Origin of the sequence: Streptomyces sp. NPDC051315, from assembly GCF_044455165.1 — a bacterium.
Classification (GTDB): domain Bacteria; phylum Actinomycetota; class Actinomycetes; order Streptomycetales; family Streptomycetaceae; genus Streptomyces.
On sequence record NZ_JBITEN010000013.1, the window covers coordinates 124,046 to 143,825 of the forward strand.

17 protein-coding genes and 1 pseudogene are annotated in these 19,780 nt (G+C 71.3%); all 18 read left to right on the forward strand.

The window, feature by feature from the left end:
• The first annotated feature begins 4 nt into the window (after positions 1 to 4).
• The 18 genes and pseudogenes from ACIBBD_RS24630 (at position 5) to rfbH (ending at position 19,548) form a co-directional block, all read left to right on the forward strand.
• Complete coding sequence (locus ACIBBD_RS24630) at positions 5 to 580, forward strand: dTDP-4-dehydrorhamnose 3,5-epimerase family protein (RefSeq protein WP_399421669.1); 576 nt, start codon at positions 5 to 7, stop codon at positions 578 to 580.
• Between the two features lie 161 nt (positions 581 to 741).
• Entirely contained in the window at positions 742 to 2,331 is a 1,590-nt protein-coding gene (locus ACIBBD_RS24635) for an MFS transporter (RefSeq protein ID WP_399421670.1), read from the forward strand.
• Position 2,332: 1 nt separating this feature from the next.
• Positions 2,333 to 2,728: a hypothetical protein gene (locus ACIBBD_RS24640; RefSeq protein WP_399421671.1), complete on the forward strand. Its 396-nt coding sequence runs from the start codon at positions 2,333 to 2,335 to the stop codon at positions 2,726 to 2,728.
• Complete coding sequence (locus tag ACIBBD_RS24645) at positions 2,725 to 4,101, forward strand: FAD-binding oxidoreductase (protein WP_399421672.1); 1,377 nt, start codon at positions 2,725 to 2,727, stop codon at positions 4,099 to 4,101. The genes ACIBBD_RS24640 and ACIBBD_RS24645 overlap by 4 nt, the downstream gene beginning before the upstream one ends.
• Positions 4,102 to 4,118: 17 nt before the next feature.
• Positions 4,119 to 5,234: an acyl-CoA dehydrogenase family protein gene (locus ACIBBD_RS24650; RefSeq protein WP_399421673.1), complete on the forward strand. Its 1,116-nt coding sequence runs from the start codon at positions 4,119 to 4,121 to the stop codon at positions 5,232 to 5,234.
• A gap of 11 nt (positions 5,235 to 5,245) precedes the next feature.
• Complete coding sequence (locus ACIBBD_RS24655; RefSeq protein ID WP_399421674.1) at positions 5,246 to 6,076, forward strand: SDR family oxidoreductase; 831 nt, start codon at positions 5,246 to 5,248, stop codon at positions 6,074 to 6,076.
• A complete protein-coding gene (locus ACIBBD_RS24660; RefSeq protein WP_399421675.1) occupies positions 6,073 to 6,897 on the forward strand; it encodes an SDR family oxidoreductase in 825 nt (274 codons plus the stop codon). Before ACIBBD_RS24655 ends, ACIBBD_RS24660 begins: the two co-directional genes overlap by 4 nt.
• A gap of 26 nt (positions 6,898 to 6,923) precedes the next feature.
• Positions 6,924 to 7,010, forward strand: a pseudogene (locus tag ACIBBD_RS24665) (sugar phosphate nucleotidyltransferase); the annotation flags it as partial.
• 62 nt (positions 7,011 to 7,072) lie between these two features.
• A complete protein-coding gene (locus ACIBBD_RS24670; protein ID WP_399421676.1) occupies positions 7,073 to 7,561 on the forward strand; it encodes a flavin reductase family protein in 489 nt (162 codons plus the stop codon).
• 54 nt (positions 7,562 to 7,615) lie between these two features.
• Positions 7,616 to 8,446, forward strand: coding sequence for an SDR family oxidoreductase (locus ACIBBD_RS24675; RefSeq protein WP_399421677.1), 831 nt, complete (start codon positions 7,616 to 7,618; stop codon positions 8,444 to 8,446).
• A gap of 390 nt (positions 8,447 to 8,836) precedes the next feature.
• Positions 8,837 to 10,357 carry an FAD-dependent monooxygenase gene (locus ACIBBD_RS24680; RefSeq protein ID WP_399421678.1) on the forward strand — a complete coding sequence of 507 codons (1,521 nt, stop codon included), beginning with the start codon at positions 8,837 to 8,839 and terminating at the stop codon, positions 10,355 to 10,357.
• Positions 10,358 to 10,443: 86 nt separating this feature from the next.
• Complete coding sequence (locus ACIBBD_RS24685; protein WP_399421679.1) at positions 10,444 to 11,541, forward strand: methyltransferase; 1,098 nt, start codon at positions 10,444 to 10,446, stop codon at positions 11,539 to 11,541.
• A 459-nt stretch (positions 11,542 to 12,000) separates the two neighbouring features.
• Complete coding sequence (locus tag ACIBBD_RS24690) at positions 12,001 to 13,389, forward strand: FAD-binding oxidoreductase (protein WP_399421680.1); 1,389 nt, start codon at positions 12,001 to 12,003, stop codon at positions 13,387 to 13,389.
• A gap of 324 nt (positions 13,390 to 13,713) precedes the next feature.
• On the forward strand, positions 13,714 to 14,952 hold the full coding sequence (locus ACIBBD_RS24695; RefSeq protein ID WP_399421681.1) for an acyltransferase family protein: 1,239 nt from the start codon (positions 13,714 to 13,716) through the stop codon (positions 14,950 to 14,952).
• A 220-nt stretch (positions 14,953 to 15,172) separates the two neighbouring features.
• Positions 15,173 to 16,240: a glucose-1-phosphate thymidylyltransferase gene (locus tag ACIBBD_RS24700; protein WP_399421682.1), complete on the forward strand. Its 1,068-nt coding sequence runs from the start codon at positions 15,173 to 15,175 to the stop codon at positions 16,238 to 16,240.
• Positions 16,237 to 17,220: a dTDP-glucose 4,6-dehydratase gene (rfbB, locus tag ACIBBD_RS24705; protein WP_399421683.1), complete on the forward strand. Its 984-nt coding sequence runs from the start codon at positions 16,237 to 16,239 to the stop codon at positions 17,218 to 17,220. The genes ACIBBD_RS24700 and rfbB overlap by 4 nt, the downstream gene beginning before the upstream one ends.
• The gene (locus tag ACIBBD_RS24710; RefSeq protein WP_399421684.1) at positions 17,210 to 18,247 is read left to right on the forward strand and encodes an NAD-dependent epimerase/dehydratase family protein; all 1,038 of its coding nucleotides are present in this window, start codon (positions 17,210 to 17,212) and stop codon (positions 18,245 to 18,247) included. The genes rfbB and ACIBBD_RS24710 overlap by 11 nt, the downstream gene beginning before the upstream one ends.
• On the forward strand, positions 18,244 to 19,548 hold the full coding sequence (gene rfbH / locus ACIBBD_RS24715) for a lipopolysaccharide biosynthesis protein RfbH (RefSeq protein WP_399421685.1): 1,305 nt from the start codon (positions 18,244 to 18,246) through the stop codon (positions 19,546 to 19,548). Before ACIBBD_RS24710 ends, rfbH begins: the two co-directional genes overlap by 4 nt.
• The last annotated feature ends 232 nt before the right edge of the window (positions 19,549 to 19,780 follow it).

Genomic DNA, 19,780 nt, shown 5'->3' on the forward strand with positions numbered 1-19,780 from the left:
GGACGTGGACATCGTCGAGACCCGGGTGCCGGGCGCGTTCGTGTTCGACCCGCAGCCAATCCGCGACGAGCGGGGCGCGTTCTTCGAAGGGTTCCGCTGCGACCAGGTCGAGGCTGCCACCGGGCGCCCGTTCCGGCCCGAGCAGATCAACTACTCGGTGTCCCGGTGGAACACGCTCCGCGGGATCCACGGGGTGGCCGTACCGCCGGGACAGGTCAAGTACGTCACCTGCGTGCGCGGGGCGCTGCGCGACATCGTCGTCGACCTGCGGGCGGGCTCGCCCACCTTCGGTGAGCACCACGTGACCCTGCTGGACGCCGGATCCGGGACGTGCGTGTACGTGCCGGAGGGGGTCGGGCACGGATTCCTGTCGCTCACCGAGGACGCCTGCATCTGCTACGTGGTCTCCACGCGGTACGTGCCCGGCACGCAGATCGACATCAACCCGCTCGACGCCGACCTGGCGCTCCCCTGGGGGTTCAGCGAGCCACCGCTGATGTCGGAGAAGGACGCGAAGGCACCCGGGCTGCACGAGGCGCTCGCCGCGGGGCTGCTCGCGGACTGGCACGACGTGCGCTGACCCCTGCCGAACGTGCGCCGACGACGACGTGCGCGCACCCCCCGCTCTTCCCCCACGACCGGGCCAGGGACTGTGGCCGAAGATCGCCTATTGACCTCAACTCGGCTTGAGGTTCTAGCGTTTCGTCGTCCAGCGTTCCCTTACAGCACAAGGAGATCTCTTTGAGTACCGACACCGGTACGACAACGCCACCGCGGGCGACCCGAAAAGAGTGGCTGGGGCTGGCGGTCCTCGCGCTTCCCACCGTGCTCATCGCGATGGACCTGACCGTCCTGCATCTGGCACTGCCCACTCTCACCGCCGACCTGCGGCCCGGCAACACCGAGCTGTTGTGGATCGTGGACATCTACGGCTTCCTCATCGCCGGCTTCCTCATCCCCATGGGCGCGATCGGGGACCGGATCGGCCGTCGGCGGCTGCTGCTGATCGGCGCGGTCGCGTTCGGAGCGGCCTCGGCGATCTCGGCGTTCGCGGTCAACCCGGCGATGCTCATCGCCGCCCGGGCGCTGCTGGGCATCGCGGGCTCCACGCTGATGCCCTCCACCCTCTCCCTGATCCGGGTCATGTTCCAGGACCCCAAGCAGCAGGGTGCCGCGATCGGTGCCTGGACCGGCTTCTTCGGCCTCGGCACGGTGATCGGACCGCTGGTCGGCGGCACGTTCCTGGAGCTGTTCTGGTGGGGCTCGGTCTTCCTCCTCGGCGTCCCGATCATGGTGCTGCTGGTCGTCCTCGGCCCGCTCGTGCTGCCCGAGTACCGGGACGAGTCGGTCGCCCGCCCGGACCTGCTCAGCGTGATCATGTCCGTCGTCGGGATCCTCGGCCTGATCTTCGGTCTGAAGCGGATCGCCGCCGACGGCCTGAGCCTGGAGTCGGGCCTCGCCATCGCCGTCGGCCTGGCGGTCGGGGCGCTCTTCATCTCCCGCCAGGGCAGGATCAGGCAACCGCTGATCGATCTCTCACTGTTCCGCAACAAACTGTTCGGAACCGCCCTCGGCATGCTCGTGCTGGCGACCCTGCTCTCCGCGGGCCTGCAGTTCCTGGTCATGCAGTACCTGCAGCTGGTGCGCGGGCTGGACCCGATCCAGGCCGGGCTGTGGACGCTGCCGATCACACTCGGAGTCATGATCGGCGCCATGGGGGGACCGACCCTCGCCGGACGGATGAAGCTGAGCACCCTGCTCTCCGGGGGCCTCGTGGTCTCCGCGCTCGGCATGGTGCTGCTGGCCCGCGTCAGCGGCCCCTCCGACCTGTTCCTCGCGGTGGCCGGGACGGCCGTCATCGGTCTCGGCCTCGGCCCGATGATCTCGCTGGGCACCGGACTGATCGTGGGAGCCGCCCCGCCCGAGCGGGCCGGTGCCGCGTCCGCGATGGCCGCGACCGGAACCGAACTCGGCAGCGCGCTGGGCGTCGCGGTGATCGGCAGTGTCGGCTTCGCCGTGTACCGGGCGGACCTCGCCGACCGGCTCCCCGAGGGGCTGCCCGCCTCCGTCGGCACGGCGGCCAAGGACACCCTTGCCGCCGCGGCGGACGTCGCCCGCACGCTGCCGGCCGCCGACGGCTCCCGGCTGTTGTCGGTGGCCCGAGAGGCCTTTGTGAACGGCCTGCAGACGACCGCGATCGTCGGTGCGGTGCTCGCCGTGCTGCTGGCCGCGGCCGCAGCGACCCTGCTGCGCACCGCCCGCATGCCGGGCCCTCCGCCGCTCACCGAAGCGGACGACGCGGCGAACTCCTTAGAAAAGGTGGACAACTGACGTGCTGGACACGAACTCTGCGGCCGACGCCGTTCAGACCCCCGTGGGTGTCTGGACCGGCCAGGTGAGCTACGACGGTCACACCGACTCCTACACCATCTCCTTCGCCCCGGACGGCACGGTCGCGCTGCGTACGTCCGCGACCGTGGGCACCGGGACCTGGGCCGCCGGGCAGGCGGGGGGATTCACCTACGACCTCACCGAGACCTTCACCCCGGCGAGCGGCCGCGCGGGGACGGTGGAGGCTCATGTCGAGGCCGGCCTCGAGGGAGCGGCGCACAGCGGGGTCGGCACCGCCCGCATCTACACCCCCGACGGCGTGATGGTTCACACCACCACGGCCGAGTTCACCGGCGAGCGGATCGGTGACGGACCGGCCGCCTGGCACACCGCGTGAGCCTGGGCGCACCCGTCCGCGGCCGCACGCTCCACCCCGGTGACGACGGCTTCGAGGAGGCGACCTCCGGCTGGTTGCTGACAGTCGAGCACCGGCCCGCGGCCGTCGTGGTCGCCGCCGGCGCCGACGACGTGGCCGACGCCGTCCGGTTCGCCGCCGCGGCGAACCGGCCGATCGCGGTGGAGTCGACCGGGCACGGCAGGTCGGTGGCCGCCGACGGTGCGGTGTTCATCGCGACCGGGGGACTGCGGGAGCTGTCGGTCGATCCGCAGGCCGCAACCGCCCGGATCGGGGCGGGGCTGCGGTGGGGCGAGGTGCTTGCCGCCGCCGCCCGGCACGGCCTCGCTCCGCTGTGCGGCTCCTCGTCGGAGGCCGGGGTGATGGGCTACCTGACCGGCGGCGGACTGCCGCTGACCTGCCGCACGTACGGCTTCGCCGCGGACCACGTCCGCTCCCTCGAACTGGTCACGGCCGACGGCCGGATCCGCACCGTCTCGCCGGCCCAGGAACCCGATCTGTTCTGGGCGGTGCGGGGCGGCAAGAGCAACTTCGGCGTGGTGACCGCGGCCGAGATCGACCTGGTGCCACTGCGGAGCGTCTTCGCCGGCGAGCTCTACTACCCGGGGGAGGACCCCGCGCACACGGCGCACGTGGTGCGGTCCTATCTGGCCTGGGCCGAGGAGCAGCCGGACGAGATGTCGTCCTCGGTGACCCTGCTGCGGTTCCCGGACCTGCCGAAGGTGCCCGACGCGTACCGCGGCCGGTCCTTCGTGCTGGTGCACATCGTCCACACCGGCGACGGGGCGCAGGGCGCCCGGCTGGTCGCACCGCTGCGCGCCCTCGGCCCCGAGACGGACACCTGCGCCACGAGGCCGTACACGCAGCTCACCGAGATCCACCACGACCCGAAGCACCCGGTCAGGGTGCACTTCCGCAGCGCTCTGCTGTCCGAGCTGGACGACGGGGCGGTCGAGGCGCTGGTGCCGTTCATCGATCCGGCGGCGCCCGGAGACCCGTTCGTCAACATCGAGCTGCGCCACCTGGGCGGCGCGCTTAACCGGCCGCCCCGACGCGCCCACGCGGTGGGCACCAGGGGCGCGGCGTTCCACCTGTGGACGCGGAGGCCGGCCCCGGCCGAGGAGGCGGGCGCCGCGCGCCGGGCCGCGGACGAGGTGCTGGAACGGCTGAGGCCGTGGGACACCGGCGACCTGCTGCCGGGGTTCCTGTTCGACCACGACGGCGACCCCCAGCGAGTCCGGCGGGCCTACGCGGAGCCGGACCACCGGCGGCTGACCGAACTGAAGACCGAGTACGACCCGCACAACCTGTTCCGCATCAACCACAACATCCCGCCCGTCTTCGACGGTGCGTGAGAGGGGGAGCGACCGGCATGTCACTCGCAACGGAGACACAGGCGGCGGTGGCCGAGGCCGCCAAGCTGGCCGGGGCGCAGGCCGCGCAGGCCGACGCCGAGCGCAGGGTGAGCCCGGAGGTGATGCGGGCGGTGGTGGACGCCGGGTTCGCCCGGTGGCTGGTGCCGACCCGTTGGGGAGGGGACGAGCGCGGCTACAGGGAGCTGACCGCCGCGGTGGCGAAGCTGGGTGAGGAGTGCTCCTCGACGGCGTGGCTGGCCTGCCTCGCCGCTCATGCCGCCCGGTACGTGGCCTGTCTGCCCGAGCAGGGCCAGGCCGACATCTGGGCGGCCGGCCCCGACACGCTGGTCGCGGCCGTCATCAAGCCGCTGGGTACGGCCGTCGCGGTGGAGGGCGGGTTCCGGCTCTCCGGGTCCTGGACCTACGTCAGCGGCGTCGAGTACGCGGACTGGACGCTGCTGACCGGCCCCGCCCCCGGCCCGAAGTCCGGCGGGCAGCCGATGAGGATCTTCGCGGTACCGCGACAGGACTACACCTACGAGGACACCTGGGCCTCCCTCGGCATGCGGGGCACCGGCAGCCACACGCTCGTCCTGGACGACGTGTTCGTGCCCGAGCACCGTGTCTGCCTGCGCGAGGACGCGTTCCGGGGCGCGACGGTGGGCCTGCCGGGACGCACCCCACTGCCGAACGCCGCCGTGAGCGGTCTGACGTTCGTCGTCCCCGTGCTGGGCGCCGCGCGCGGCGCGCTCGCGGTCGCGGCGCAGCTTGTGGCGGTCGCTCCGACCGGTCCGCGGGCCGCCGCCGGCCAGTCCTACCAGGTGGACTTCGCCAGGGCCGCCGGAGAGATCGACGCGGCCCAGCTGCTGCTGGAGCGGGCCTGCGCCGTCGTGGACGGCGGCGCCCTGTCGCCGGAGCTGGCGCGCCGCAACCGGAGGGACTACGCGCTGGCGCTTCAGATGCTGGTCGACGCCACCGACCGGTTGCTGCGGATCGGCGGCACCAGGGCCCAGGAGGACGGGCACCCGCTCCAGCGGTACTGGCGGGACGTGCGCTCCGTCGCCGGCCACGCGGTCATGCAGTTCGAGCCCGCGGCACTCGACTACACCCAGGGTCTCGTCGGGCCGGCCTGAAGGAGACGACAATGATCTTGATATCCGGAGCCACCGGACATGTCGGCAGGCCGCTCGTGGACGAGCTGCTCGCCCGCGGCCGGAAGGTGCGGGCGCTCACCCGCCACCCGGGCAGGGCCGACCTGCCCCCCGAGGTCGAGGTGGCCGCCACCGCCGATCTCCCCCTGGACGGCATCGAGTCCGTCTTCTTCGTCATGGCCGCGTTTCCGGGAGGCTCCGCGGAGCCGATCGCCCGGATGAAGGCGGCGGGGGTCCGCCGCATCGTCGCCCTGTCGTCCTACTCGGTCCTCGATGACGACCCCGAGAACATGATCGCCGTCAAGCACCGGGAGCTGGAGCGCCAGATCCGGGAGACCGGTGCGCAATGGACGTTCCTGCGGCCTGCCGGAGGGTTCGCGGCGACCGCCCTGGAGTGGGCCGGACAGATCAGGACCGAAGGCGTCGCCCGGTTCCCCTTCGGTGACGCCAGGACCGCCCCGGTTCACGAGCGCGACATCGCGGCGGTGGCCGCCCGCGCGCTGCTGACCGACGAACTCGTGGGCCGGACGCCGCTGTTCAGCGGACCGGAGTCGCTCAGCTACGCCGACCGGGCACGGATCATCGGCGAAGTGACCGGCGAGCCGGTCCGCTTCGCGGAGGTCACCCACGACGAGGCGCGGCAGGAGTGGCTGCGGGCCGGTATCCCCCCGCACGCCGTTCAGGCACGGCTGAGGATGTTCGCCCAGCTGGTCGGTCGCCCGCACGAGATCTCACCGGTCGACTCCTACCTCGGCCGCCCCGGGCTGAGCTTCGCCCAGTGGGTGGCCGACCACGCCGACGAGTTCCGGAAGGGAACGTCATGATTCTGGTAGCCGGTGCCACAGGCAACGTCGGCGGTGAGCTGCTGCGGCAGCTGCGTGCCGAGGGGGTCCCCGTTCGGGCGCTCACCCGCAATCCGGGGCGGGCCGCGCTCCCGGCCGACGTGGACGTGGTCGGAGGGGATTTCGCCACGCCGGAGTCGCTGGTCAAGGCCTTCTCCGGGGTGGAGGCCTGCTTCCTCATGATGTCCGGGAACGAGACCGCGGTGGTCGAGGAGGCGGCCCGGGCCGGGGTGCGGCGGATCGTGCTGCTCTCCAGCGTGGCCGTGGAGACCCGCCCGGAATCCCTGATCGGCAGGGTGCACCGGGAGGCCGAACGCGCCGTCGAGGAATCCGGGCTCGAGTGGACGTTCCTGCGTCCGGGCCAGTTCGCCTCCAACACCCGGGCCTGGGCGCCCCAGATCGCGGAGGGCGACGTCGTGCGCACGCCGTTCGCCCGGGTGGGCCTGCCCGCCATCCACCCCGGTGACATCGCGGCGGTGGCCCGGACCGCGCTCACCCGGGAAGGGCACGCCGGCGCGGTCTACCCGCTCAGCGGCCCCCGGCCGATCACGCCCGTCGAGCAGGTGGCGGCGATCGGCGAAGCGATCGGCCGCAAACTCCGGCACGAGGAGATCACTCCGGAGCGGGCCGAGAAGGAGATGTCGGCGTACATGCCGGCCGAGATCGTGGCCGCCACCCTCGACTTCCTCGGCCGCCCCACCGAGACGGAGGTCCGGGCCCTGCCCACGGTCGAAACGGTGACGGGCAAGCCGGCGAGGACCTTCGCGCAATGGGCACGCGACAACGCCGGCCTGTTCCGCTGACACCTCGGACAAGGGAAGGGACGCACGTGAAGGCTTGGGTCCTGGCCGGGGCAGCCGGAAGTCGGCTACGGCCGATCACGCACACCTCGGCCCAGCAGGTGGTGCCCGTGGCGGGGGCGACCGAGACCGTCCGTCGGTACGCCGGGCCCGCCACCGGGTGGCAGGGGGCGCGACAGTGCTGACCCAGCGCGGTTTCCGCGACGTACTGGGATGTTTCAGCACCGGAGTGGTGCTGGTGACCGCGGAGTCGGACGGCGGGCCGGTCGGCATGGCGGTGAACTCCTTCACCTCCGTGTCACTGGATCCGCCTCTGATCGCGTTCTGCGCGGCGCTGACCTCGACCACGTGGCCGGCCGTCCGGGCCACGGGCGGTTTCGCCGTGTCGATCCTCAGCGATGCGCAGGAAGAGGTCTGCCGGACCTTCTCGACGCGCGACGCCGAGCGGTTCGCCGGCGGGGACTGGGCCCGGACCGCCGCCGGGCACCCGGTGGCGGCGGACGGACTCGGCTGGCTGGACTGCCGGATCAGGACGGTCCAGGTCGAAGGCGACCACGAATTGGTGATCGCCGAAGCCGTGGACTGGTCCATCGGGGCCGACGCGAGACCGTTGATCTTCCATTCCGGCCGCTACGCCGGCCTCATGGAGCGATCACGTGCGGAATGACGCTACCGAGCACGATCAAGAGGGATCGGCGATGTGGAGGGGTCTGTGTTTCTGGTGACCGGAGCGACCGGGAATGTCGGTCGTCATGTCGTTGATCAACTGCTCGCCGCGGGCGAGACCGTACGCGCGCTGACCCGCAGTCCTGCGGGAGCCCGCCTGCCGGCGGAGGCCGAGGTGGTCGGCGGCGACCTCACCCGGCCGGAGACGGTGGAGCCCGCACTCGAGGGCGTCTCCGCGCTGTTCCTGTTCCCCTCGCCGGGTACGGCGGGACCGGTCCTGCGGGCGGCGCGGGAGCGTGGGGTACGCCGGGTCGTCCTGCTCTCCTCGTCGGCCGTCGAGTTCAGCACCGAAGGCTCCGACAACGCGATCGTGGCCTACCACAAGGAGATCGAGCGCGAGGTCGAGGAGTCCGGGCTCGAGTGGACCTTCGTCCGGCCCGGCGCGTTCGCCGTCAACACCCTGCAGTGGGCACCGCAGATCCGCGCGGACGGCGTGGTGCGCGGGCCCTACGCCGAGGCCGAGATGGCGCTCATCCACGAGCGTGACATCGCGGACGTCGCCACCCGCGTGTTGCTGACGGACGGGCACGCGGGCGCGAAGTACATGCTGACCGGCCCGGAGTCCCTCACCCAGGCCGAGCAGGCCCGGCGGATCGGCGAGGCCGTCGGACGCCCGGTGCGGTACGAGGAGCTGGCGCCGGACGTCGCGCGTGAGCAGATGATCCAGAACCAGGTCCCGGCCGAGTTCGCGGACATGCTCCTCAGCTTCCAGGCGGGTCTCGTCGGTGTCCCGGCGGAGATCTCGGCGACGGTCGAGGAGGTCACCGGCCGCCCGGCACGCACGCTCGACCAGTGGGCCGCCGATCACGTGGCCGACTTCCGGTAGGGACTGGCGGGAGCCGTCGCCGGCCGGCGGCTCCCGCGTGCACTCGCACACCCAGGAGCCAGGCCCCGCTTCGGCAACGAGCAGCGCCGGCGGCCGGCGCGTGCCCGGGGCCTCGCCCCGGCCCGCTGTCGACGGTCGGGCCGAGAAGGCGACGGCGGACAGCAGGCGCCCGGCGCCTTCGCGCACGGCGACCGTCCGCGGACGTTCCCCACGACGGCGAGGACGCGGCGGCCCGCCGTTGCGAAAGCCGAAGACGTGTGCGGATCAGGAACTCCCGACCGCTGCGCGACAAGCATTTCCCGCCGGCCCGTACAGAACATGAGCGGCCCGTACAGAACACAAGCGAACCGCTTGCATGCATTTCTGCGGCGGAATGAGAGAGGTGGCCTCATGGCAGATGTGATAATCGCCGGCAGCGGCCCGACCGGGCTGATGCTCGCCTGCGAGCTGCGGCTCGCCGGAGTGGACGTGCTGGTGCTGGAGCGGCTCGCGGAGCGAAACGACAAGTCACGGGCCGGCGGCCTCCACGCTCGGAGCGTGGAACTGCTCGACCAGCGCGGGATCGTGGACCGGTTCCTCGCGGTCGGCAAGGCCATGCCGCTCGCGCATTTCGCTTTCATGCACCTGGACATCGACGACTTCCCGACGAGGCATCCCTACGCGCTCGCCATGCACCAGACCCGGATCGAGCAACTCCTGGAGGAGCGTGCGATCGAGCTGGGTGTACGGCTGCGCCGGTCCGCCGAGGTCACCGGACTGCGCCAGGACGAGACCGGGGTCGAGGTGCAGATCGCCGGGGATCAGGGCACCGAGCGGCTGCGAGCCGGCTATCTGGTGGGCTGCGACGGCGGCCGCAGCGTCGTACGCAAGCTGACCGGCATCAAGTTCCCCGGCACGCCGGCCACGCTGACCGCGCTGCTGGGCGACGTCGAGCTCACCGACCCACCTTCCGAGGTCATCTTCGGCCCCGAGGGCCGACGGGAGAACGGGTACTTCATGGTCTTCCACTCGGAGTACCCCGGCATGTACCGGGTGATCACCGTGGAGTTCGACAAGGTCACGGACCGAGACGCCCCAGTGACCCTGGAGACGCTCCGCGAGGCATGCGCCAAGATCGCCGGTACGGACTTCGGCATGCACAGCCCGTACCGGCTCGACAGGTTCAGCGACGCCTGCCGGCTGGTCGACACGTACCGCGCTGGACGGGTCCTGCTGGCCGGGGACGCCGCCCACGTCCATTTCCCCTCCAGTGGACAGGGGCTCAACCTGGGGCTCCAGGACGCCGTCAACCTGGGCTGGAAGCTCGCCGCGGTCGTGCGCGGGCAGGCCCCCGAGGACCTGCTGGACAGTTACGACGCCGAACGGCGCCAGGCCACCGAGCGCGTGCTCAACAACGTCCGCGCCCAGACCGCCATCTGGCGCGCGAGCACGCAGGCCGACGCGCTGCGCGAGGTGTTCAGCGACCTCATCGAGTTCGACGACGGCAATCGGTATCTGGGCGGCGTCATCAGCCAGCTCGACACCTACTACCCGGTGGGCGACGGTCATCCGGCCCTGGGACGCCGGATGACCGACCTCGACATCAAGTCGCCCTCCGGGCAGCTGCGCGTCTACGAGCTGCTGCACGCCGCACGACCTGTACTGCTCGACTTCACCGGCCGACCCGATCTGCGTGCCGCCCTCGACGGCTGGACGGACCGGGTGGACCTCGTCGAGGCAGAGCCCCAGGAGGATCACTGGGCGTTCCCGGTGATCGGTGACGTCCCGGCCCCCGCCGCCGTGCTGATCCGCCCCGACGGCCATGTCGCCTGGGCCGCGCCCGTCGCCCCCGGCTCGGCCCTTCCGAAGACCGCCACCGCGGACCTCAGGTCCGCGCTCACCAGGTGGTTCGGCCCCGCCGGCGTCCGCTGAGGACGGATTCCGTCCGGGAGCGGTTCTCACCCTCTGCGCAGATCTCAGTCCATCACCGACCGTGCTTCACGAAAAAGGAGAATCGCTTGTCCACGGACGAACCGACGACCGGCCTGGCGGGGACGCCAGAAGACAGCGGTTCCGGCAGTCCCACCGCCATCGCCGACGCCTCCTCGGGGTTCGCCGCACTGCTGCGGCTCGGTGACCTGGTGACCCCCATGGCGCTGAGGGTGGCCGCGAGCCTGCGGCTGGTCGACCACATGCGGGACGGCGTGCACGACGTCGCATCGCTCGCGAAGGCGACAGACGCGCATGAGGACGCGCTGAGGAGGCTGATCCGGCATTTGGTCGCCGTCGACGTGCTGGCCGAGTCCGCACCGGACCACTACGTGCCCACCGCCATCGGCGCATTGCTGGCCCACGGTCACCCCGCGACCCAGGTGGGGTGGCTGGACCCGGCTCACATGGTCGGGCGGGCGGACCTCGCGCTCGTCCACCTCTTCGAAGCCGTCCGCGACGGAGGCGCCGTCTACCGGCTGCGGTACGGCAAGGACTTCTGGGACGAGGTCTCGGACGATCCGTCCCTCGGCGCCACCTTCTACGACACGATGGCGCACGGCCAGCGGACCGTCTTCCACCAGGTGGCGGAAGAGCACGACTGGACCGGCGTGCGTCACATCCTCGACGTGGGCGGCGCCGACGGCGATCTGCTCACCACCGTGCTGGCGAAGGAGCACGGCATCAGCGCCACCCTGCTGGAGCTCCCCGGCCCGGCGGCCAGGGCGCGGGCGAAGTTCGAGGGCACCGCACTGGCCGGCAGGGTCGGCGTGGTCGACGGCAGCTTCTTCGATCCGCTCCCGGTGAAGGCCGACACGATCACCCTGTCGTTCGTTCTGCACAACTGGTCGGACGAGGACGCCCTGCGGATCCTGCGCCACTGCGCGGACGCCCTCGAACCGGGCGGCTCCGTGCTGCTCATCGAGTGCGCCGACCAGTCACCTTCCGCGCCGGATCCGGCCTTCACCAGCGCCGACCTGCGGATGCTGGCCTTCTTCGGAGGGCGCGAGCGCACCCAGGACCAGTGGCAGGAGCTCGCGGCCGCCGCGGGCATGGGCATCTCCTCGGTGTCCCCTGCCCTCGCCTACGGCGCGCGGGTGATCACCCTCGTGAAGTCGCCCGCCTGACGGACCGTCGGAAGGACGCGGGGCGAGCCCGGTGGCCCGAGGGGCGGATCCCCCCCACGGCAGACATCCCTCGGGCCACCCTTCCCCCGCCGGTTTCGGCGGGAAAGGGTTCCCCCGATCCGTACCGCCTCGAGGCCCGGAAACTTTTCCCGGGCGCCATCCGCGTGTCCGGGAAAACACCAGCGTGAATGTGGGCGGGCGTCCGGTGCAGGAGGGCAATCCGGTCGTCCGAAAGCCGCGCACGAACAGGAGGTAAGCGTCCACATGTCGGCACGCCTAACTCGAAGCCCTGGCCGAATTCGATCGAAAATTCCATCCCGAAGTTGACAGGAAAAAGGCTCGGATGACACGGTCCGAGCGCCTACGAGATCGGGACGACTTCACTCGGCGATCGGTCCCCGGAGCCGCCAGGCGCACTGGCGAACACATTAAGCCGCGTTAATTTTAAGGAGTCACTCTGTGACAGCACCTCACGGCCGCGCCCCCCTACCGATCGGGGAGCTCACCGATGAGCAGTACGGGCAGGTCATCAGGCCTGATGATGCCGAGTACGAAGCAGCGCGCACCGTGTACGCGGGTGACATCGACCGCAGGCCCGCCGTCATCCTGCGGCCCCGGAATGCCCAGCAGGTGGCGCGCGTCGTGGCGCTGGCACAGGAGACCGGGCTCGAGCTGGCCGTCCGCAGCGGTGGACACAGCGGGGCCGGGCACGGTGTCTGTGAAGGCGGCATCGTCCTGGACCTGGCCAACATGCGAGCGCTGGAGATCGACGTCGAGGCCCGTACGGCCTGGGCCGAGACCGGCATTTCCGCCGGGGAGTACACCCAAGCCGCTGCGGAGCACGGGCTCGCGACCGGATTCGGCGACAGCAGCCAGGTCGGGGTCGGGGGCATCACCCTGGGGGGCGGCATCGGTTTCCTGTCCCGCAAGCACGGAATGACCATCGACGATCTGCTGGCCGCGGAGATCGTCACGGCCGACGGCGAACTGCTGTCGGTGGACGAGCACCACCACCCCGACCTGTTCTGGGCCATCCGCGGCGGTGGCGGTAACTTCGGGGTGGCGACCCGCTTCAAGTTGAGGCTGCACGAGGTCGACGGTGTGTACGGCGGAATGCTGGTGCTCCCGGTGACCCCCGAGATCCTCGAGGCCTTCATCGCCGAGGCCGAGGCCGCCCCCGAGGAGCTTTCCACGATCGTGAACGTGTGGACGGCGCCTCCCTTCCCGTTCGTGCCCGCGGAGTACCACGGCAAGCCGATCATTCTCGCGGTGATGTGCTACGCCGGCCCCTCCGAGGCGGGCGAGGAGGTCATCGGCCGGTTCCGGGCGATCGCCCCGCCGCTCGCCGACATGGTGCGGGCCATCCCTTACCCCGGGATGTTCCCCCCGGCGGACCCCACGCAGCGCCCCATCTCCGTGGCGCGCAACATGTTCATCGACCGGGTCGACCGCGCGACCGCCGAGACCATCCTGGAGCGCGTCACCGCCTCGACCGCGATGGTCGCCGGGGCGCAGCTGCGGGTACTGGGCGGGGCCATAGCGCGGGTCCCGTCCGACGCCACGGCCTTCGCCCACCGACAGAGCAAGATCATGGCGCACCTCTCCGCCGTCTACGCCGACCAGGCCGAGGCCGGCCTGCACGCGACCTGGGCCGACGAGTTCATGGCCGCCATCCAGCAGTCCGACTCGGGCTCCTACGCCAACTTCATCGTGGACGCGGGACAGGAGCGGATCCGGGAGGCCGTCTACCCCGGGGCCACCGGTGAGCGACTCGCCCAGATCAAGGCGAAGTACGACCCGACCAACCTGTTCCGCTCCAATCACAACATCCTGCCCGCGACGTCGTGAGAATCCACCGGCTGCGCTCCGGCAGCCGGTCATGACCGGGGGGCCGTCAACCCCCCGGACCCGGTGCTCATCTGCTCGCAGGTGACGTCCCGGGGCGATGCTCCTGGTCTCTGTGAAGGGGACGCCGTTTTCCGGCGTCCCCTTCCTGCGTTCCAGGGTCAGCAGAGCCGACCGGGACCGAAGAGCACGGTCCGGCCCGCGACGCTCGACCGCCGCACGGCGGACCGGCGCCGGCCGAACCCGGCCGCCGACCCTGACGCCCGCCCGCGACACAACCGACCCGCGCGCCGACGGCCGCGGACCGTACTCGCTTGGAGGAAGTCCGTGACACAGGGAATCGACGGCCGTGACGGTCGTGATGTGGAGGACCGAGCGGTGACCGCCCTCGCCGCAGTGGAGACCCGCAAGCGGGCGGCAGCCCCCCGGGAGGGGGCGCCGCCCGCCGGCGTCGGCCCTGCCAGGCTCGACTCGCTGACCGGACTGCGCTTCTTCGCGGCGCTCGCGGTCTTCGTATGCCACTCCTCCTTTCTCCTGATAGGTTCCGCGAGCCTGGTCCTCCCCACCTTCGCCGACCAGGGCGCCAACACTGCCTTCGCGGACGCCACCGGCCAACTGGGCGCCCTGGGAGTGGGCTTCTTCTTCGTCCTCAGCGGCTTCGTCCTCACCTGGTCCGCACGTGCCACCGACCGCATCGGCAGCTTCTACCGCCGCCGGTTCGTCAAGATCCTGCCGCTGTACTACGTGGCCGGCATCGCGGCGACGGTGCTGCTGTGGGACCTGGGTGTCCGGTGGCGGGACCTGCTCGCCTACGCGGGCCTCGTCCAGGTGTGGGTGCCGAACCCGGAGGTCAACTTCAGTGTCCTCACGCCGGGCTGGTCGCTCGCCGTGGAGGCCGCGTTCTACCTGGTCTTCCCCCTCGTCATCCGCTGGTTCCGCGGCCTGGGCACCCGCGCGGCCTGGACGGGCCTGGCCCTCTGCGTCGCCGCGGCCTTCCTCATACCGATCCTCGCGTACGTCCTGCCCGCCGGGACCGGCGAGCTTGTGGGCGCGCCGAACGAAACCGGCTTCGAGACGTGGTTCGCCTACGTCCTCCCGCTCGGCCGCCTCTGCGACTTCTTCGCCGGAGTGTTCGCCGCGCTCCTGGTGACCTCCGGCCGCTTCCCCAGGGTGAGCATGCCGTGGGTGCTGCTCTCGTTCGTGCCCTGCTACGTCGTGGCGATCAACAGCCCATGGCTGTTCGGCCAGCGCGCACCCCTGCTGATCTCCTGCGTGCTGCTCATCGTCGCCGCCGCGCAGCGGGACATCGCACGGCGCCCCACGTTCCTGTCGTCGAGCACGATGGTGCTGCTCGGCAACGTGTCGTTCGCTTTCTACCTCTGCCACCACCTGGTGCTCTACACGCTCAACGTCAAGGTGATGCACGGCCCGTTCGACTCGGTGGCCATGGTGATCGCCTACATGGCATCGGCCCTCGTCGTCTCCGTCGCCCTGGCATGGCTGCTGCACCGGTACGTGGAGATGCCGATCGTCCGGCGCTTCAGTACGGCCAGGAAACGGCGATGACCCCGAAGCGGCCCCGGAGCGCCGGCCACCTGGCCGGCTGCGCCGGTGGGCGCGCTCCACGATCCGCGTGGCCGCCGGACGGCGGGGCGTGCGCACGAACAGCGGCGCCCGCAGCTCGCGCTCAGGGCCCGGTGGCCGGCCCACACAGCAGCGAGGTTGAACGCCGAGCTCAGACCGCTCGAACAGCCGGCATGAACACACGAACCGAGAGGACCTGTCGATGAAGGCTCTGGTGCTTGCAGGCGGATCCGGTACCCGCCTGCGGCCTTTCAGTTACTCGATGCCCAAGCAACTCATCCCCATCGCGAACACGCCCGTCCTGGTGCACGTACTGCAGGGCGTCCGGGAGTTGGGGGTGACCGAGGTCGGCGTCGTCGTCGGCAACCGCGGCCCCGAGATCGAGGCCGTACTCGGAGACGGCTCCCGGTTCGGCCTGCGGATCACCTACATCGCCCAGGACGCGCCACGCGGACTGGCCCACACCGTGTCCATCGCCCGCGACTTCCTCGGCGACGACGACTTCGTGATGTACCTGGGCGACAACATGCTGCCCGACGGCGTCACCGGCATCGCCGAGGAATTCACCACGCACCGCCCGGCCGCCCAGGTCGTCGTCCACAAGGTGTCCGACCCTCGCTCCTTCGGGGTCGCCGAACTCGGACCCGACGGCGAGGTGCTGCGCCTGGTGGAGAAGCCGCCGGAGCCGCGCAGCGACCTGGCGCTGATCGGCGTGTACTTCTTCACGCCCGCCATCCACGAGGCGGTGCGGGCCATCGAGCCCAGCGCCCGCGGCGAGCTGGAGATAACCGACGCCGTCCAGTGGCTGGTCTCCTGCGGGGCTGACGTCCGCGCCAGCCGGTACGACGGCTACTGGAAGGACACCGGCAGGGTCGAGGACGTCCTGGAGTGCAACAGCCATCTCCTCGACGGCCTGAGCCGGCGCGTCGACGGGTACGTCGACGCCCACAGTGTCCTTGTCGGCGAGGTCGTGGTCGAGGTGGGGGCGCGCATCCTGCGGTCCCGGGTCGAGGGCCCGGCGATCATCGGCACCGGCACCGTCGTGGAGGGGAGCCATGTGGGCCCGTACACCTCGATCGGACGCAACTGCCTGGTGACCGACAGCCGGCTGGAGAGCTCCATAGCCCTCGACGAGGCATCGGTCACCGGTGTCCACGGCCTGCGCGACTCGCTGATCGGGCGCGCCGCCTCCGTCGGCACCACCGGCCGGGGCACGGACCATCACTGCCTGGTCGTCGGAGACCACACCCGAGTGGAGGTCGCGGCATGAGGATCCTGGTCACCGGAGCAGCCGGTTTCATCGGCTCCAACTTCGTCCGCAAACTGCTGGACGACGCGTACACCGGCTGGGCGGGCGCCCAGGTCACCGCCCTGGACAAGCTGACCTACGCGGGCAACCGGGACAACCTGCCCGCGTCGCACGAGCGGCTGGTGTTCGTCCGCGGCGACGTCTGCGACCGCGACCTGATGCGCGAACTGGTTCCCGGCCACGACGCCGTGGTCCACTTCGCGGCCGAGTCCCACGTCGACCGCTCCCTGGTGGGGGCACGCGAGTTCTTCCACACGAACGTCATGGGCACCCAGACCCTGCTGGACGCCGTGCTGGAGAGCGGTGTGGAACGGGTCGTGCACATCTCCACGGACGAGGTGTACGGCTCGATGGAGGAGGGCTCCTGGACCGAGGAGTGGCCGCTGGCGCCCAACACGCCCTACGCCGCCTCGAAAGCCGGCTCCGACCTGGTCGCCCAGACGTACTGGCGCACACACGGCGTGGACCTGTCCATCACGCGCTGCTCCAACAACTACGGCCCGTACCAGCACCCCGAGAAGGTCATCCCCCTGTTCGTCACCAACCTGCTGGAGGGCCGCCAGGTCCCGCTGTACGGCGACGGGCGCAACGTCCGCGAATGGCTGCACGTGGACGACCACTGCCGAGGCATCCACCTGGTGCTCAACCACGGGCGGCCCGGCGAGATCTACAACATCGGCGGCGGCAACGAGTACACGAACCTCGCCCTGACCGAGAAGCTGCTCGAACTGACCGGCACGGGCGAGGAGATGATCCGCCGGGTCCCGGACCGCAAGGCGCACGACCTGCGGTACTCGATCGACGAGTCCAAGATCCGTGAGCAGCTCGGCTACGCGCCGCTGACCGGCTTCGAGGAGGGCCTGGCCGAGACGGTCGCCTGGTACCGGGACAACCCCGACTGGTGGAAGGCCGTCAAGTACGAGGCGCACCGTGCGGGCTGACGCCCGTCCGGCCGCCGGGCTCTCGGTCGTCGTCCTGGGCGGCACCGGATTCCTCGGCCGCCACATCGTCGAGGCCTTCGCCGTGCTCGGCGCCCGGGTCCACCCGGTGTCCCGCACCAGTGGGTACGACCCCGCGCGGGGTCGCTCACCCGTACGCCTGGACCTGCTCGCGGCGGCGCCGGAGGAGATCGCCGGGCTGCTCGACTCGACCGGCGCCGACGTGGTGATCAACGCGGCCGGCCGGGCCTGGCGGGCGGACGAGGAACAGATGGCCGCGGGCAACGCCGACCTGGTCGAGCGCCTCGTCGCGGCGCTCGCCGAGCTGTCCGGTCCGCCGGTACGGCTCGTCCAGCTGGGCAGCGTCCACGAGTACGGGGCCGGCGTCCCGGACGCCGCCACCGGCGAGGAACACGAGCCCGCCCCGGTCACCGCGTACGGCCGCACCAAACTCCTGGGCACGCGGGCCGTCCTGCGCGCCGCGTCCGAACGGGGCGTCGACGGCGTGGTGCTCCGGCTCGCCAATGTGATCGGTGCCGGAATGCCTCAGGGCAGTCTCTTCGGCGGGGTCGCGGCCCGTCTCGGCGAGGCAGCGCGCGCCGACGCGCGCGGCGAGAAGGCCCCCGAGCTGCGGCTCCCGCCGCTGCGCGCGGCCCGCGACCTGGTGGACGTGGGCGACGCCGCCGCCGCAGTGCTGGCCGCGGCCACGGCACCGGGCGCGGCCGTCACGGGCCGGGTGATCAATGTGGGCCGCGGCGAGGCGGTCCCGATGCGCGGGCTGATCCACCGGATGGTCTCCCTCAGCGGCCTGGAGGTCCCCGTCGTGGAGGCCCCCGAGGTCCCGCCCTCGCGCACCGACGTCGCGCGGCAGCAGCTGGACATCGCGCGCGCCGAGCGGCTGCTGGGCTGGCGGCCGCGCCGGTGCCTCGACGACTCCCTGCGCGATCTGCTCGCGCCTGTACTGCCGCCGGCGCACCCACCGCTCGGCGTCACGGCCAACGCACCGGACTTGGAAGAGGAATCATCGTGAGCGACCGCAAGGAACTGGTACTAGAAGAGGTCCGCAAGTACCACCAGGAGGTCTCCCCGCAACGCGAGTTCGTCCCCGGTACGACGGAGATCTGGCCGTCCGGCGCGGTGCTGGACGAGGCCGACCGGACGGCCCTGGTGGAGGCCGCGCTGGAGATGCGCATCGCCGCCGGACGCAGCTCCCGCAAGTTCGAGTCGGCCTTCGCCCGACGACTGGGGCTGCGCAAGGCCCACCTCACCAACTCCGGCTCGTCGGCGAACCTGCTGGCCGTCTCGGCGCTCACCTCGCACGTCCTGGAGGACAGGCGGCTGCAGCCGGGCGACGAGGTGATCACCGTCGCGGCGGGCTTCCCGACCACCGTCAACCCGATCCTGCAGAACGGCCTCGTCCCGGTCTTCGTGGACGTGGACCTCACCACCTACAACGCGACAGCCGACCGGGTGGCGGCCGCGATCGGCCCCAGGACACGGGCCATCATCATCGCGCACGCGCTGGGCAACCCGTTCCCCGTCACCGAGATCGCCCAACTCGCCGAGCAGCACGACCTGTTCCTGATCGAGGACAACTGCGACGCGGTCGGTTCGCTGTACGACGGGAAGCTCACCGGCTCCTTCGGCGACATGACCACCGTCAGCTTCTATCCGGCGCACCACCTCACCATGGGTGAGGGCGGCTGCGTACTGACCTCGAACCTGGGCCTCGCCCGGATCGTGGAGTCGCTGCGGGACTGGGGCCGGGACTGCTGGTGCGAGCCCGGCGAGAACGACAAGTGCCTCAAGCGCTTCAAGTACCAGATGGGCACCCTGCCCGCCGGGTACGACCACAAGTACATCTTCTCGCACGTCGGTTACAACCTGAAGGCGACCGACATCCAGGCGGCCCTCGGGCTGACCCAGCTGGCCAAGCTGGACGACTTCATCGACGCCAGGAAGCGCAACTGGCGGCGGCTGCGGGACGGCCTGGACGGCGTACCGGGTCTGCTGCTCCCGGAGGCCACCCCCCGCTCCGACCCGAGCTGGTTCGGCTTCGTGCTCACGGTGGACCCCGAGGCGCCGTTCAGCCGTGCCGAGCTGGTGGCCTTCCTGGAGGACCGGAAGATCGGCACCCGCCGGCTGTTCGGCGGCAACCTGACCCGGCACCCGGCCTACATCGACCAGCCGCACCGTGTCGTGGGCGAGCTGACGAACAGCGACATCATCACCGACCACACCTTCTGGATCGGGGTCTATCCGGCGCTCACCGACGAGATGCTGGACTACGTCACCGCCTCGATCAAGGAGTTCGTGGCCGCGCGCGGCTGAGCCCGCGGGCCACTGTGCTCCCGAGACCGGGACGACGACGTATGGACAGTGCGGGAACCGCTTTCCCCCGCTTTCCCGGCGCGGAAGCCCCGCCCGCCGGCCGGCCGGCCGGCGGGCGGACACCGCGGCCGCGCGGCGGCGTCACCGACCGGTTGCCCGCCCTCGGCCCCCGGGCCCGCTCCGCACACCGGGCCGCCGGTGGTCACCCACCCCATCCCCGCTCCGGCGCACC

What these genes read in the sequence shown, in the direction of transcription:
- rfbB (WP_399421683.1), top strand. Translation starts at nt 16,237, where the DNA reads ATGAGGATCCTGGTCACCGGAGCAGCCGGTTTCATCGGCTCCAACTTC.
- ACIBBD_RS24655 (WP_399421674.1), top strand. Translation starts at nt 5,246, where the DNA reads ATGATCTTGATATCCGGAGCCACCGGACATGTCGGCAGGCCGCTCGTG.
- ACIBBD_RS24660 (WP_399421675.1), top strand. Translation starts at nt 6,073, where the DNA reads ATGATTCTGGTAGCCGGTGCCACAGGCAACGTCGGCGGTGAGCTGCTG.
- ACIBBD_RS24650 (WP_399421673.1), top strand. Translation starts at nt 4,119, where the DNA reads ATGTCACTCGCAACGGAGACACAGGCGGCGGTGGCCGAGGCCGCCAAG.
- ACIBBD_RS24700 (WP_399421682.1), top strand. Translation starts at nt 15,173, where the DNA reads ATGAAGGCTCTGGTGCTTGCAGGCGGATCCGGTACCCGCCTGCGGCCT.
- ACIBBD_RS24680 (WP_399421678.1), top strand. Translation starts at nt 8,837, where the DNA reads ATGGCAGATGTGATAATCGCCGGCAGCGGCCCGACCGGGCTGATGCTC.